The sequence below is a fragment of the Mucilaginibacter sp. genome (genome assembly GCF_041663085.1).
Classification (GTDB): domain Bacteria; phylum Bacteroidota; class Bacteroidia; order Sphingobacteriales; family Sphingobacteriaceae; genus Mucilaginibacter.
On record NZ_JBAZRC010000004.1, the window covers coordinates 1 to 16,562 of the forward strand.

The following is a 16,562-nucleotide window of genomic DNA, read 5'->3' on the forward strand; positions in this document are numbered from 1 at the left end:
CCGGTTTTTTTTATGCCCTGGCAATGCCAAACCTATGCCAAAAGCCTGTATACAAGCAACTTACATACTACATTTTAATTACTTTAACTTAATAATTGTAATATTTTGATAAATAAATTAACTATTGACTAACTTTTTGAGGCGCTTTACGTATAACTATGCTTGCAGCACATGCTATATAATTATTAGTTGTTTTTTTCAAATAAATCCCCCGTAATTTGAAGATACGCGTACTAAAATACACCGCTATGGTTTTTTTGTTACACTTTTTAAGTGTAGCAAATGTATTTTCACAAACTGTAACTACTCCATCAGATGCAAACGCTGTTACAAATAGCGTAACTGCCTATTCGGCAACAGGTACCCTTGTAAACATTACGGCCGCATCTACAGTAAGCGGCAATACGGGCGTAAACCTTTCTATTGGTAAAACTGCTACAGCAAGTTCTTTTGAAAACGCTACCTCATTCCCGGCAAATGCGGTTTTAGATAATAACCTGACGACGCGCTGGTCGAGCGCTGCTTCCGATCCGCAATCGATATATATCGACCTGGGAGCTATTTATAACATTAACGCGGTTACCTTAATTTGGGGAACCACGTATGGAAAATCTTATAAAATACAGGTTTCTAACAATACCACCACCTGGACAGACATCTACAGCACAACTACCGAAAACGGTGCAACCGACAATATAACACCCTCAATCGCCTCATCAGGCAGGTATGTACGTATGTTAGGTACGGTACGTGGTGGCGGTACATCAGGCTACTCGCTTTTTGAATTTCAAATATATGGCAGCCCTGCTGTATCCTATTCATTAACCACAACTCCGAACGATTATTTTACCATCAACTCCGCTACGGGGGGTGTAAGTTTAAACTCGGCATCGGTACCGCCCGGTTTATATACTATTGGCATTACCGCCGCTTCGGGCACAGTATCGTCCGCTGAGTTTAGTACTACTGTTACTGTATTACCTGCCACCACAGCAGCCGCCAGCTATGCGTTCAAAAAACAACTAACGTTAAAAAACTCCACCCTTGGTATAACAAATAATCAAACCAATTTCCCGGTACTTGTTTATATTAAGGATAACGCTTTAATAATTAACAACAAATGCAACAACCAGGTGCGTTACCCGAATGGCGATTTTAACGGCAGCCCCGGAACAAACTACGATTTTGCTTTTATTGACCCCTCTTCTGCCGCCGAATTAAACTACCAGGTTGAAAGCTACGACCAAAGCACTGGCACTTTACTGGTGTGGGTTAAACTGCCAACCTTATATGCTGCTACAAATAATACATTAAGCTTTTATTTTGGATCATTAAACCCGGCGCATAGTGCAGCTTTTTACAGCAGCACCTGGGCGTCTGATTACCTGGCTGTGTATCACTTTAATGAAAACCCGGCTACCAGTACTGTTTTGGATGCAACTAATAATGATGTAGATGGAGTACCAACTAACGTTACTGCATCTGACGATAAGATACACCTGGCTGCGGGCCTTACAGGCGGAGGGTACAGCTTCAGTGGCACTTCAAAAATTATAAGTAGCAAAACTGCCAATATTACTGGCACGTTTACATTATCGGCCTGGGTATCTGTTACTAACCCGGGCGGCGATAATAAAATAGTATCTAACGAATTAGATTATGGCCCCGGGTATAAATTAGGCGTAAAAGCAAATGTTGTTGAAACAGAAACCAGAAGCACCAATTTAATAACTACGGTAGGTAACCTTGGCGATGGCGGAACCGTTGCAACCAACTGGCATTATGTGCAGGGGGTATTCACCGGCACTACTTTTAAAAATTACGTAGATGGCGTACCGGCTACAACAACACTTACCAAGATTGCATCTTCAATAACTCCGTTAGCTGGTAATGTTGTTACCATGGGTATTGATCATCGCAGCACTACTGATGAGAACTTTTATAAGGGTTTAATGGATGAGGTACGTATATCAAATGTTATAAAATCTGACGATTGGATAAAAGCTGAGTTTATAAACCAAACAACCCCCTCTACTTTTACAGATTATAGCGCTGCCGTTACCGTAACACAGGCAATTGCAGCATCTATACCCGGCGCGCTATCTTATACTTATAAAGGGGCAACCAGTAACTATACCGATGCCACTAACTGGGACAATACAACTTCGGGTGTTACAAACCTTGCGCCGGCATTTAATGGCACAGCAACATTAATAATCCCTACCGGCAAATCGCTGACACTAAATTCAAATGCTGCTGTATATGGTATTACACTTAATGGCACGGCAACTGTTAATTTAAGCGGGAACGTTTTAAGCGTAGGGTGCAATATTTACAATAACAATAATACCACAGGCGGTATATTATATAACACCAACCCCGCATCACAAATTACCTGGAATGGCACAGTTCCAATCCAAAGTTATGTGGGGGTAAGTACCACAGCACCCGCACAGGTTGGTAATTTTATAGTTAACAATACGGCAGCAAACGGGCAGGTTAAAATAATGGGGGGCCCGGTCGATCTGTACAACACCCTTACCCTAAGCAGCGGAAGCCTTTTTATTGATAATGCAAACAGCGGCGCCTTAACCCTGAAAAGCTCGGGTACCTTTACAGCAAGGGTGGCCGAAATAACCAGCACAGCCCGTACCATAACCGGCAACGTAACTGTTGAGCGATGGTTTACAGGTGGTTTAATAGCAAACCGCGGATGGAGACTCATGAGCTCGCCCGTTAATAATACGGCAACTGTGCCTTCATCGGCATCAGCCATGTATAACTTTACAAGCTTAAAAACCAATCTTAATATCACCGGCTCGGGTACCAATTTTGATGCATCTGCCAATAATGGCCCTACCATTTTGTTTTATAACACGGCTACCAAACTGTTCACCTGGCCCTCAGATCCGACTATTGCAAACCGTAATATCGGATCAGGTTTTTATTTTTACTTCAGGGGAAGCAGAACAGGGGCCAATAAACTTGTTAAAAGCGGCAGCGCCTACCCTGCTCCCGAGGCTAACGTAGTGGGGCTGCAAACCGGGGCGCTTAACCAGCAATCGTTCACCTACCCCCTCTCGAACGCCAACGCGGGTTTTAACCAGGTTGGCAACCCCTACCCCTCAAGTATACTAATGCCAAGCGGCAGCGCAAACGCAACACTCGCAGGTACTACAAATACCGTGTATACCTATCTTTCTAATTCTAACAGTATTACCGCTCAGCCATCCGCTGTTACCATTGCCAGCGGGCAGGGATTCTTTGTAAAATCAAACAGCGCTACAAGTTCCATCAACTTTACCGAATCTTTAAAAACAGCCAACCAGCCTGCGGGGGCAAGTTTGTTGCTGGGTAAACCAATGGGCACCGAAGTACCCATGATCAGCCTTAAAATGGTACAGGATAGCGCCAACTACGATATTACTTATCTGCGTTACCTGGATACTTATAAATACGAATATGATGAGATGGAAGATGCTGACGACCTGAACGGCCCGGGGCAGAATGTGTTTTTTGGCGCCATGACCAGCGATAACCACCTGGTGGCCATCGCATCGCAACCATTGGGGCAACAGGGTTCTTCGGTGTTCTTAAGCGCTAATGACAATTACAGTGGCACTTATAGTATTGAAAAAATAAATATGGCCGGCATTCCCGAGGTATATGATGTATGGCTGATGGATCATTTTAAAAATGATTCGCTCGATCTGAGGGCAAACAGCGTTTATCATTTCAACCTCGATAAAGCAAACCCGCAAACTTTTGGCAACAGCCGGTTTGAGGTGGTGATCCGCAAAAAAAACCTCCCGCCTTACCAACTTATCTCGTTTAAAGGGCAAAGGGTGGCTAATGATGTAATGTTAAAGTGGAACACCGCAAACGAATATGATTACACTTCTTTTGAGCTACAGAAAAGTGCAGACGGGGCAACCTTTGAGGCCGTAAAAAACATGAGGTCGGCTTCCATGGGTACTTACTCTTTTAAAGATATTTATAACGACAAGAGAACTGCCGATATTTATTACCGCTTAAAACAAACGGATATTAACAACCGCGTAACTTATTCTGATATCATTATTATTTCAACTCAGGGAAACGGCTCTTTTAACATATTCCCCAACCCTGCTACTAATGTTATTCAATTTAGTTTAATCCAAACCCTTAAACCGTCATCTGTACGATTAAGCATTTTTAACGCAATGGGCGCATTGGTAAAATCAAGCGCTTTTACCGGCACTACCGGCAAACAGGATATAGCTTCATTACTACCTGGCAATTACATCATTAAGATAACCGACTTTAATAATAAAAAAGTAATCCTTACCGGGAAATTCATAAAAATGTAAATTGGCAAAAAAGCCTGATTACATTGCATAAAAAGCAATCAAGACCTTTATCAAGCAAACACTTATTTAAAAGTTACAAAATTGGGCGGTAATTTAATTAACTATTAAATAAAAAACTTTCCCATTTTGGGGTATAAATTGTAGTTTTACAACTAAATCCCCTAAATTTGAAGACACATTTACAATCCCTCACTATTGCTGTATTTTTTTCACTTTTGAGTGGTGCGGCATTCGCACAAACCCCATATCCCAGCACGGTAAATTTTACCGGCGTTGGCAACGGAACCAACCAAACTACCACTACTACAACTACGGCTACATACGTACCCATACCGCCAATTACCAACGCACAGGGCCTTGGTTTAGAATTCACTATAAAAGCCTCTGGCAATGGTGTTACCATAGCGACCGCAGGGGCAACTGCCGACCCGAACTTAACTTTTACGCGTAACAACACAGGCGTAAACATTTCAGAAATACGTATCAGGAGTGTAGCATCGGGTAGTGCAAGCGGTACAAGCGCCACACTAAATGCTGTGGGAGATCCTTTTTCGCTAACATCTTTAAACCTGATGCTAGTGGCGGCAGGTTCAAGGCTTTTAACATTTACCGGCTACAGGGAAGGTGTTTCTGTAGCTACCCAAACGCAAACGTTTACATCCACCGGTAAAACCGCGATTATATTTAGTGCGGCGTTTGATAATGTTGATGATATAGTAATTACCGGTTTTGGTACAGGCACAGGGTCTGCAACAGCACAAGGTGGTATACGTATTGACGATATTATTGTTGATAATGCGGCGCCCTTGCTTATAACTGATGCTAATGCCGCTACAAATGCAGTTGCAGAAAACTCCGCCAATGGCACACTTGTTGGTTTAACCGCCGCGGCTACTACCACCACTACAGGCAACATAGCGCTCAACAAACCCGTAACCGTAACTTCTTACGAAGGTGGTGGCTCCGGAACTTACAATGGCGCGTTTGCTGTTGATGGGATAGGCACAACCGGTAGCCGGTGGTCAAGCGATTTTAGCGACCCGCAGACCTTTATGGTTGACCTTGGCCGCAATTATAACATAAACCAGGTAAAAATAAACTGGGAAACAGCGGCCGGTAAAAATTATACCATACAAACATCAACAGATAATGTTAGCTATACCAATTATGCAACAGTAACCAATAACACGGTAGCAAATGGCGCAAACACAACCCCCACAATACTTACCTATAGCAATACAGCTATTGGCCGGTACATACGCATAGTGGGTACTGCGCGTACAACCGGTTATGGTTTCTCTATATGGGAGTTTGAAGCTTACGGCACCATTGCCGAAACATACTCATTAACAGATAATGCCGGTGGACGCTTTGCCATTAACGCTACTACGGGGGTTGTATCGGTAGCTAACGGCACCTTGCTTGATTACGAAACCGCCACATCACACAACATTACGGTGCGGGCAACGGATGGCACAACCCCGGTAACGCAAAACCTCACAATAAACGTAACCGATGTAAATGATAATACCCCTGTCATTACATCTGATGGTGGCGGGGCAACCGCAGTAGTAATTGTTGCAACCGGCGCAACAGCTGTTACTACGGTTACCGCTACTGATGCTGATGGTACAGCAGCTAATAACACAGTAACTTATAGCATATCGGGCGGTGCTAACGCTGCATTGTTTACAATAAATTCATTAACCGGCGGACTCGTTCTTAATTCGGCGGCTGTTGCAGGCAGTTATGTGGTAATAATAAGAGCATCAGACGGTACAAATTTCGATCTGCAAACTATAACAGTAACTGTGGCAGCTGTTGCAAGTACGTATGCATTTAGCCAGCCTATATCATTTAATACAAGCACTGCCAGTATGACCGGCTCGGTTTCTAACATCCCGATATTAGTATATATACAGGAAGAAGCATTAAAAGCGGGCAATAACTGCGCAAATAATATACAATTCCCAACAAGTGGTAGTAATGGCTATGACTTTGCCTTTACAACAACAGGCGGTACTGCCGAATTACCTTACGAGGTTGAAAGCTTTACCGCAAGCACCGGTACGTTATTGGCTTGGGTGTTGGTGCCCACGCTAACTAATACCACTACTAACCTTACATTTTATTTTGGATCCAAAACACCCGCCCATCCGGGAAGTTTTGCAAAAAGCACATGGCCAAGCGAGTATAAAGCGGTGTATCATTTTAGCGATGCCACAGCTTCCGGATCTACCACTACAGATGCTACAACAAACGGGCATAGCGGTACAACCGCAAACATGTTAGCGGCAAACAGGGTAGGTGGTAAAATTGGAACAGCTTATACATTTGACGGCTCATCACAGCTTGTAGGGGCAGATGCAGTTACAATAACATCTTCCTTTACCCTATCCGGATGGATAAAAGTTAGTGCATTAAACCGCGATCAAAAAATACTGACCAATCAAACCTCGGTCGGCAGCAGTTCAGGCGGCTACAAATTAGGCGTGTATACCGATAATACGGTTGAAGGAGAAGCGCCACAAAATAACAGATCTTCTACTACACCTACTCCACCTATATTGAACGCAACAGATTGGTATTATGTGCAAGCCGTTTATGATGCTGCGGGCAATACCTTGCGGTCATACGTAAACGGTGCCTCAAGTAAACTTATAACTACCACCGGTTCGCCCACTTCAACCAGTCCATTATTTATAGGTGTTGGCGAGGGTGGCAACACCTATTATTTTAACGGAACGATTGATGAACCCCGTGTAATAAGTGCGGCAAAATCGTCTGATTGGATAAAGGCGGAATTTTTAAACCAAAACAGCTATACCACTTTTACAAACTATGCTACAACCATAACCGCCGACCCTACGCTTGCTTCGGCAATTGGGGGTTCGCTTGTTTATACCTGGACCGGAAGCACAAATGCTACCACCAATACAGCCAATAACTGGAATACACCGGCAGCTGCCGGCACTACTGGCTTACCGCCCACCAATGGCACCGCCAGCTTAAAAATCCCTAATACAACAACAAAGCCAACACTGTCGTCAAGTCTTTCAGTATACGGTGTTACTGTCGATCCCAGTTCCAGCATAAACCTGGGCAATTTTACTCTCACCGTTGGATGTAACGTCTATAACAATGGCACCATTTCGGGCACAGCATCGGGTATTACTTTTGCCGGCAATTACACCCCCCAGCTTTATACAACTGCAACCAGTGCAAATACAGCGCAGTTTGGAAATATTACCATAAACAACACAGCAGCAAGCGGACAAGTTAAAATAATGGGTGGCCCGATCGATTTGTACAACACCCTTACCTTAACCAGCGGAAGCCTGTTTATTGACAATACAAACAGCGGTGCCTTAACCCTGAAAAGCTCGGGTACGGTTACCGCAAGGGTGGCCGAAATAACCAGCACTACCCGTACCATAACCGGCAACGTAACTGTAGAGCGATGGTTTACAGGTGGTGCCCCATCTAACCGCGGCTGGAGGCTCATGAGTTCGCCGGTAAATAATACAGCGACCGTACCTTCGTCGGCATCAGCCATGTATAACTTTACAAGCTTAAAAACCAATCTTAATATCACCGGCTCGGGTACTAACTTTGATGCATCTGCCAATAACGGCCCTACAATTTTGTTTTATAACACGGCTACCAAACTGTTCACCTGGCCCTCAGATCCTACTATTACAAACCGTAATATCGGATCAGGTTTTTATTTTTACTTCAGGGGAAGCAGAACAGGGGCCAATAAACTTGTTAAAAGTGGCAGCGCCTACCCCGCTCCCGAAGCTAACGTAGTGGGCTTACAAACCGGGGTGCTTAACCAACATCTGTTCACCTACACCCTCTCTAACGCCAACGCGGGTTTTAACCAGGTTGGCAACCCTTATCCCTCAAGCATCTCGCTGCCAAGCGGCAGTGGCAGTGGCGCAGGGACTCCCTACATAGGCACCACTGGTTTTGTGTACACCTATGCTTCAAACGCTAATAGTGTAATCTCGCAACCATTGGCTGTTACCATAGCAAGCGGGCAAGGGTTCTTTGTTAAATCAAACAGCGCTACAAGTTCCATAAGCTTTACCGAATCTTTAAAAACGGCAACACAGCCTGTGGGGGCAAGTTTGTTGCTGGGCAAACCAATGGGCACCGAAGCACCCATGATCAGCCTTAAAATGATACAGGATAGTGCCAACTACGATATTACCTATGTGCGCTTTCTGGATACCTACAAAAAGGAATATGACGAAATGGAAGATGCCGACGATCTGAACGGGCAGGCACAAAATGTTTTCTTTAGCGCACTTACTGATGATAACCACATGGTAGCCATTGCTTCAAAGCCTATAGAAAAGCAAAAAACTTCGGTATTTTTAAGTGTTAATGATAATTTTAGCGGGTTATACAGTATCGAAAAAATGGACCTTAGAGGGATACCTGCTGTTTATGATGTATGGCTGATAGATCACTTTAAAAATGATTCGCTCGATCTGAGGGCCAACAGCGTTTATAAATTCAACCTTGATAAAACAAACCCGCAAACTTATGGCACTAGCCGTTTTGAAGTGGTTATCCGCAAAAAAAATCTGCCGCCTTATCAACTCATCTCATTTAAAGGGCAAAGAGTAGCAAACGATGTGATGTTAAAATGGAATACAGCCAACGAATATGATTATACTTCTTTTGAATTACAAAAAAGCGCCGACGGGGTGACCTTTGAAACTGTAAGAAATATAAAGTCAAGTTCGCAGGGATCATACTCTTTTAAAGATATTTATAACGACAAGGGCACTGCCAATGTTTACTACCGTTTAAAACAAACCGATATTAACGATGTGCTAACTTACTCAAGCGTGGTTATCATTTCAACACAGGGCGATGGCACGTTTAGCATATTCCCTAACCCCGCAAACAATGTTATTCAGTATCATCTTAAAGATGATATTAAAGGGTCTGTGCGTTTACGCATTATTAATACTACGGGTATTACAGTACGATCGGGTACATTTACTACATCAAGCGGCCAGCAGGATATATCATCATTAACACCCGGCACTTATACTATAGAAATTACCGACCTTACCAGCAAAAAATTAATACTTACGGGCAAGATTATAAAACTTTAATTTTAAACTACCAGGCGCAGTATCTAACCAAGGGTCACAAATAACAATGGGTTTTTAATCGTTATTTATTCATAAACAGTGCTAATAAGTTTATTAACTAATAAATAAACTTATTTCAATTTTCTCTATGCAACTAACAGTTGCGCTCGTAGGCTTTGGCCTTTAGCCAACCTAATTTTGAAGAGAAATCCCCCATTGTTTTGAAAATAAACTCACATAGTTTACTCCGGTGCACTATAGTCTTTAGCCTATGGGTGATTTTATGTTTTATAAATAATATATGTGGGGCGCAAAGCATCACAATAACATCTCCAACATCATTTACATACGGCACAAATTACACAGCCACCGCAAATGCAACCCCTACTCTTCTTGGTGTTGTAAACAGGGTAAATTTTACATTTAATGGCACTCCGTTATCAGATAATAGTTTCCCATATGGTGTAACTTTCACAACAAACACATTAGTGCCCGGCACTTATACACTTACGGCCGTAATGAACTATACCCCTTTGCTGGGCTCCCCAACAAATTCAGCTCCGGCTACTGCCACTATAACCGTCATTCCTGCAACGCCAACGGCACCGGCCACATCAACCTGTATAGGTAGTACGGCAAACATTGCGGTGTCTGGCAGTTTACCAACGGGTGGTACTTATAATTTATATACAGCAGCTACAGGGGGCGCACCAATATCAAGTACAACAGGTTCTACACTTGTTACACCGGTAATAAATGCAACAACAACGTATTATGTTGGCTATACATCCAACAGTATAGAAAGTAACCGTACAGCTGTGACTGTAACGGCCAATACTTTACCGGCGACACCTGCTTTTACAGTATCACCATCGGCAGTTGCAGTTGGAGGTGCCGTAACTGTGGCAATAACACCTGTTGCCGGTATAACCTACTCATTAGATTATGATGGTGGCACAGGTACAGGCAGCGGTACCGGCCCGTTTTCGGCTACATGGACTACTGGCGGCCGCAAAAGAATTACTGTAACCGCAACAAACGCAAATGGTTGTTCAAGCTCATCATACCAAACCATAGTAGTTACAAAACCATTTGCCAATAATTATGCTTTTAGCCAGGCAATTACCTTAAATACTAATTTAACAGGTATTAGCACAACCCTTACAAATTTCCCTGCACTGGTTTATATACAAGAGGATGCTTTAAAATCAGGCGTTAACTGCGCCAATAATATACAGTTTGCTACCGGTGGCGCAACAGGATACGATTTCGCCTTTACAACAAACTCGGGCACCGATGAATTATTTTACCAGGTAGAGAGTTTTAATGCAACAACAGGCACATTATTAGCATGGGTGCAGGTGCCAAGTGTTACATCGGCAGCAACATCGCTTAAATTTTATTTTGGCTCATTGACCCCGGCACACGATGCTACTTTTGCCCGTGGTACTTGGACCAGCGATTACCAGCTTGTTTATCATTTTAATGAGGCCAGTACCACTATTTTAGATGCCACAGCCAACCAAAGATGGGCCACAGCAACTAATGCAGCAACTACAACTGCCGGTAAAATAACGTCAGCCTATACATTTAATGGCACCAGCACCAAAATGATAACCGCAGTACCTATAGATATTACAAGTGTTTTTACCCTATCAGGCTGGGCCTATGTCACCGATTTTACTACCAGCACAGATCAAAAAATAATAACCAACGAAACCAGCTATACCAGCGGTGGATACAAATTGGGATATTACGGGGGGACCGCTACAACGGTAAAAGCCGAAGTAGAAACACGTACCAGTACCGGTACAGCAAGTTTAAACAGGGCCGAAACCGGGGGCATAATTGTAACAACCGGTAGTTGGCATTATGTGCAGGGTATATACAATGGCACCAACTTTTTAACCTATTTTGACGGTGCTGTAGACCGGTCGACAACTACAGGCGTAGCAGCAGGTGCTGGCGGCCCGGTTTACATTGGATCTGACTTTGCGGCAGCCAACTTTTTTAAAGGTATGATGGACGAGATAAGGGTTTCTAACACCGTAAAATCTGCCGACTGGATAAAGGCCGAATATTATAACCAAAACAATCAAACAACATTTACAACGGTTAGCGCAAACTTTACAACAAACGCGGCTAACGCAAAAGCCATAGGCGGCTCCCTTGTTTACACCTGGACAGGGGCAAGTAGTGCAGATGCGGCAACAGCCGGTAACTGGAAAACCCCTGCAACAGGTAACCCGGTTGCTACCGTCGCCATCCCTACAGATGGTTCTGCCAGTGTAGTAATACCAACCGGGTTAACTACTTACCCTGCGCTAACTGCAGATGCTTCTTTTTTTGGGTTAACTATAGCATCAGGGGCAAACATTAGTTTGGGCAGCAGCATACTTACCGTGGGCTGCAATGTTTATAATAGTGGGCGTATCAATACAGCGGGCGTAACCAATGCCTCAACCATTACCTGGAATGGATCGTTTACGCCACAGCTTTACACCGGTAATACTACAACTGCAAATACAGCACAGGTTGGTAATTTTATAGTTAACAATACGGCAGCAAACGGGCAGGTTAAAATAATGGGGGGGCCGGTCGATCTGTACAACACCCTTACCCTAAGCAGCGGAAGCCTTTTTATTGATAATGCAAACAGCGGCGCCTTAACCCTGAAAAGCTCGGGTACCTTTACAGCAAGGGTGGCCGAAATAACCAGCACAGCCCGTACCATAACCGGCAACGTAACTGTTGAGCGATGGTTTACAGGTGGTTTAATAGCAAACCGCGGATGGAGACTCATGAGCTCGCCCGTTAATAATACGGCAACTGTGCCTTCATCGGCATCAGCCATGTATAACTTTACAAGCTTAAAAACCAATCTTAATATCACCGGCTCGGGTACCAATTTTGATGCATCTGCCAATAATGGCCCTACCATTTTGTTTTATAACACGGCTACCAAACTGTTCACCTGGCCCTCAGATCCGACTATTGCAAACCGTAATATCGGATCAGGTTTTTATTTTTACTTCAGGGGAAGCAGAACAGGGGCCAATAAACTTGTTAAAAGCGGCAGCGCCTACCCTGCTCCCGAGGCTAACGTAGTGGGGCTGCAAACCGGGGCGCTTAACCAGCAATCGTTCACCTACCCCCTCTCGAACGCCAACGCGGGTTTTAACCAGGTTGGCAACCCCTACCCCTCAAGTATACTAATGCCAAGCGGCAGCGCAAACGCAACACTCGCAGGTACTACAAATACCGTGTATACCTATCTTTCTAATTCTAACAGTATTACCGCTCAGCCATCCGCTGTTACCATTGCCAGCGGGCAGGGATTCTTTGTAAAATCAAACAGCGCTACAAGTTCCATCAACTTTACCGAATCTTTAAAAACAGCCAACCAGCCTGCGGGGGCAAGTTTGTTGCTGGGTAAACCAATGGGCACCGAAGTACCCATGATCAGCCTTAAAATGGTACAGGATAGCGCCAACTACGATATTACTTATCTGCGTTACCTGGATACTTATAAATACGAATATGATGAGATGGAAGATGCTGACGACCTGAACGGCCCGGGGCAGAATGTGTTTTTTGGCGCCATGACCAGCGATAACCACCTGGTGGCCATCGCATCGCAACCATTGGGGCAACAGGGTTCTTCGGTGTTCTTAAGCGCTAATGACAATTACAGTGGCACTTATAGTATTGAAAAAATAAATATGGCCGGCATTCCCGAGGTATATGATGTATGGCTGATGGATCATTTTAAAAATGATTCGCTCGATCTGAGGGCAAACAGCGTTTATCATTTCAACCTCGATAAAGCAAACCCGCAAACTTTTGGCAACAGCCGGTTTGAGGTGGTGATCCGCAAAAAAAACCTCCCGCCTTACCAACTTATCTCGTTTAAAGGGCAAAGGGTGGCTAATGATGTAATGTTAAAGTGGAACACCGCAAACGAATATGATTACACTTCTTTTGAGCTACAGAAAAGTGCAGACGGGGCAACCTTTGAGGCCGTAAAAAACATGAGGTCGGCTTCCATGGGTACTTACTCTTTTAAAGATATTTATAACGACAAGAGAACTGCCGATATTTATTACCGTTTAAAACAAACGGATATTAACAACCGCGTAACTTATTCTGATATCATTATTATTTCAACTCAGGGAAGCGGCTCTTTTACCATATTCCCCAACCCTGCTACTAATGTTATTCAATTTAGCCTTAAAGAAGGTACAAAGGGTACTATAACCTTGAAAGTATATAACTCTATGGGTATATTAATGAAAAACAGTATCTTTACAACACCAACAGGCCAGCAGGATATATCATCATTAACGCCAGGTAGTTACAGTATAGAGTTAACAAATAACAATAGTAAAAAGACACTACTGACGGGTAAATTTATTAAGCTTTAGATATGTGCAGAAAGTATAGTTTCGTTTTAGTTATTTTAACCTTTATGTTAAGCATAAGCACCGCTTTTGCCCAAACAGATGAAACACCATGCCCGGGCGATCCGGATGACCCGGCTTATGATCCGAATGGTTGTCACCTACCGCTTGATACCTGGGTATATGTTTTAGTTATTGCCGCAGTTATTTTTGGCGCATATAAATTACATCAAAAACAAAAAACCCTTACAGCATAGTAAGGGCTTACACATAATAAAAAGGGGTGCAAATTGCGCCCCTTTTTATTATCCTATATTTTTATGATTTACGCATTGGTGGTGCTAAGTCTAACTGCTTAATAATCCCCTCAACAACTTTAGGTATATCACGCATGGTTTGTTTGGGGTTACGCAATTCGCCAACACCATAGCCACGCCATACCAGTTGCTGGGTTCTGCTGTCAATCAGGTCAATAATAATGGTACCTTCTTTATAATGCACTTTTTGTGCGTAGGTACCACCGCCCCAGCCATAACCCCATGGGCCACCCCAGCCAAAGCCCCAATAAGGGCGATAAAAACCACCCCAGCCCCAGCCGCCATAAAAGCCACTGTAGTAAGGCGAGTAAAATTCTGTTTTAGTACCCCTACCAGTTACAGTTGCATAGCGTACCAGCAAATCGGGGTTTTGCTGCTCAAGTGTTAAGCCTTTGCCTGCTAAGGCTACTTTGGTGGCTTCCTGTATTTTACCATTGCCAATTTCATCAAGCGGGCGCCATTGTTTGTTAGGGTTTCGTTCCTGGGCAGCCCAGGCAAATGTGCGGTATTTACTTAAATTGGTTTTGTTTTGGGCAGCTGTATAATAGTTATAACTGCTGCAAGCCGACAGGGCCGATACAAAAGCCACTGCCAACACTAAATAAATATATTTTTTCATAGCCTCACCATGTTTTTTTATAACTCTTAGACTTATTGATCTGCAAAGGTTTAATCGGTTTTAATGCAAATCAAAAATAAATTTTTATACCTTATTTTACGTTAAATATTTCCCTACAATCGGCATACGCCTCCCCATCCCAAATGCCTTGGGCGAAACCCTTAATATAGGTGGTGTTTGGTAACGTTTGTGCTCGGCCATGTTAACCAGTCGTAATACTTTATGCACCACGGCATCTTCAAAGCCCTGTTTAATTATTTCTGCAGATGACCGGCGCTGTTCTATATACTGCACCAGTATCGCATCCAAAATATCATACTCCGGTAATGAATCAGTATCCTTTTGATCAGGTCTTAATTCGGCCGATGGTGGTTTAACAATCGTATTCACGGGGATTACTTCGCGCTCGCGGTTAAGGTGGCGTGCCAATTGAAAAACCTGCGTTTTAAATACATCGCCAATAACGGAGATACCGCCGCACATATCGCCATAAAGAGTGCCGTAACCAACGGCTGCCTCGCTTTTATTTGATGTATTAAGCAGGATGTAACCGAACTTATTGCACATAGCCATCAGCAATACCGCCCTGCTGCGCGATTGTATATTCTCTTCGGCAATATTAAACGGCAGGTTGGCAAACTGCGGGTGCAATGCGGTTTCAAAAGCATCGGTTATTTTTTCAATGGCAACGGTTTCTGATTTACAGCCCAGGTTGGCAACCAGGTCTTCCGCATCTTTAAGCGAATGATCGCTTGAGAATTTGGATGGCAGCAGCACCGCCATTACATTCTCCGGGCCAAGCGCCTCAGCAGCCAGTACGCACACCACGGCCGAATCTATCCCGCCTGATAAACCCAGGATAGCTTGTTTAAAGCCCGATTTATAAAAATAATCGCGGATGCCTAAAATCAACCCCTGATGGATCTGCTCAATATCGCTTTCGCGATCGGCCATTTGGGTTGTTTGGTGCTCAAAGGTTAAATCACCATTATCCTCTAAAGTATAGTATGCCGTGTGCTCTTTAAAATATGGCATCTCATCGGCAATGTTACCGGCTTTATCAAACACTAATGATCCGCCGTCAAAAATCAATTCGGTTTGCGCGCCAACGTGGTTAACGTATAACAGCGGCAACTTGTATCTACGCGCGTTATCGCTCAAAATAGCAATTCGTTCTTCATCATGATTATACGCAAACGGCGACGCGGCGATATTGATCATCACATCCGGATTTTGCCTGATCAGCGTATCCATTGGCCTTGTAACATACAAGGGGTTCTCAATTGTATTCCATAGATCCTCGCATATGGTTAATGCTATGCGTTTGCCCTTAAAATCAATACAATTAAAACTTGTTGACGGCTCAAAGTACCGGTACTCGTCAAAAATATCATAGTTAGGTAAAAGCGCTTTGTTTACAACTGCTTTTATCTCGCCATTTTCAATAAAATATGCGGAGTTATTAAGGTCTTTTCCTTCGGAGTTATAGTTTGGTGTTGGCAGGCCTATAATGCAGGCAATATCCTTACACTCGGCGGCAATTTGTTTTGCTGCAGCATCACAAAGGCTTATAAATTCATTAAACTCCAAAAAATCTCGCGCGGGGTAACCGCAAACACATAGTTCGGCAAAAACCACCAGGTCGGCCCCGTTTTGTTTAGCTTCGCGGATGCTGGCAATTATTTTATTGGTGTTAGATTCGAAGTTACCGACGTGATAATTAAGCTGGGCTAATGCTATTTTCATTTTTTTCCAGTGAGTAG

6 protein-coding genes are annotated in these 16,562 nt (G+C 43.6%); 4 read left to right on the forward strand and 2 right to left on the reverse strand.

Annotated elements, in window-relative coordinates; genetic code table 11:
* The first annotated feature begins 218 nt into the window (after positions 1 to 218).
* From WC615_RS02470 to WC615_RS02485, 4 genes are all read left to right on the forward strand, one after another.
* Positions 219 to 4,349 (forward strand): DUF2341 domain-containing protein, encoded by a 4,131-nt coding sequence (locus tag WC615_RS02470; RefSeq protein ID WP_372976561.1) that lies wholly within the window; start codon positions 219 to 221, stop codon positions 4,347 to 4,349.
* A 167-nt stretch (positions 4,350 to 4,516) separates the two neighbouring features.
* Positions 4,517 to 9,484: a discoidin domain-containing protein gene (locus tag WC615_RS02475; RefSeq protein WP_372976562.1), complete on the forward strand. Its 4,968-nt coding sequence runs from the start codon at positions 4,517 to 4,519 to the stop codon at positions 9,482 to 9,484.
* A 497-nt stretch (positions 9,485 to 9,981) separates the two neighbouring features.
* A complete protein-coding gene (locus tag WC615_RS02480) occupies positions 9,982 to 13,887 on the forward strand; it encodes a DUF2341 domain-containing protein (RefSeq protein ID WP_372976563.1) in 3,906 nt (1,301 codons plus the stop codon).
* A gap of 44 nt (positions 13,888 to 13,931) precedes the next feature.
* Entirely contained in the window at positions 13,932 to 14,120 is a 189-nt protein-coding gene (locus tag WC615_RS02485; protein ID WP_372976564.1) for a hypothetical protein, read from the forward strand.
* 61 nt (positions 14,121 to 14,181) lie between these two features.
* Here WC615_RS02485 and WC615_RS02490 read toward each other — a convergent pair whose 3' ends face one another.
* Positions 14,182 to 14,799 carry a DUF4136 domain-containing protein gene (locus WC615_RS02490; protein WP_372976565.1) on the reverse strand — a complete coding sequence of 206 codons (618 nt, stop codon included), beginning with the start codon at positions 14,797 to 14,799 and terminating at the stop codon, positions 14,182 to 14,184.
* 96 nt (positions 14,800 to 14,895) lie between these two features.
* Positions 14,896 to 16,545: an NAD+ synthase gene (locus tag WC615_RS02495; RefSeq protein WP_372976566.1), complete on the reverse strand. Its 1,650-nt coding sequence runs from the start codon at positions 16,543 to 16,545 to the stop codon at positions 14,896 to 14,898.
* Positions 16,546 to 16,562: the final 17 nt, after the last annotated feature.

What these genes read in the sequence shown, in the direction of transcription:
- WC615_RS02490 (WP_372976565.1), bottom strand. Translation starts at nt 14,799, where the DNA reads ATGAAAAAATATATTTATTTAGTGTTGGCAGTGGCTTTTGTATCGGCC.
- WC615_RS02480 (WP_372976563.1), top strand. Translation starts at nt 9,982, where the DNA reads ATGAACTATACCCCTTTGCTGGGCTCCCCAACAAATTCAGCTCCGGCT.
- WC615_RS02485 (WP_372976564.1), top strand. Translation starts at nt 13,932, where the DNA reads ATGTTAAGCATAAGCACCGCTTTTGCCCAAACAGATGAAACACCATGC.
- WC615_RS02495 (WP_372976566.1), bottom strand. Translation starts at nt 16,545, where the DNA reads ATGAAAATAGCATTAGCCCAGCTTAATTATCACGTCGGTAACTTCGAA.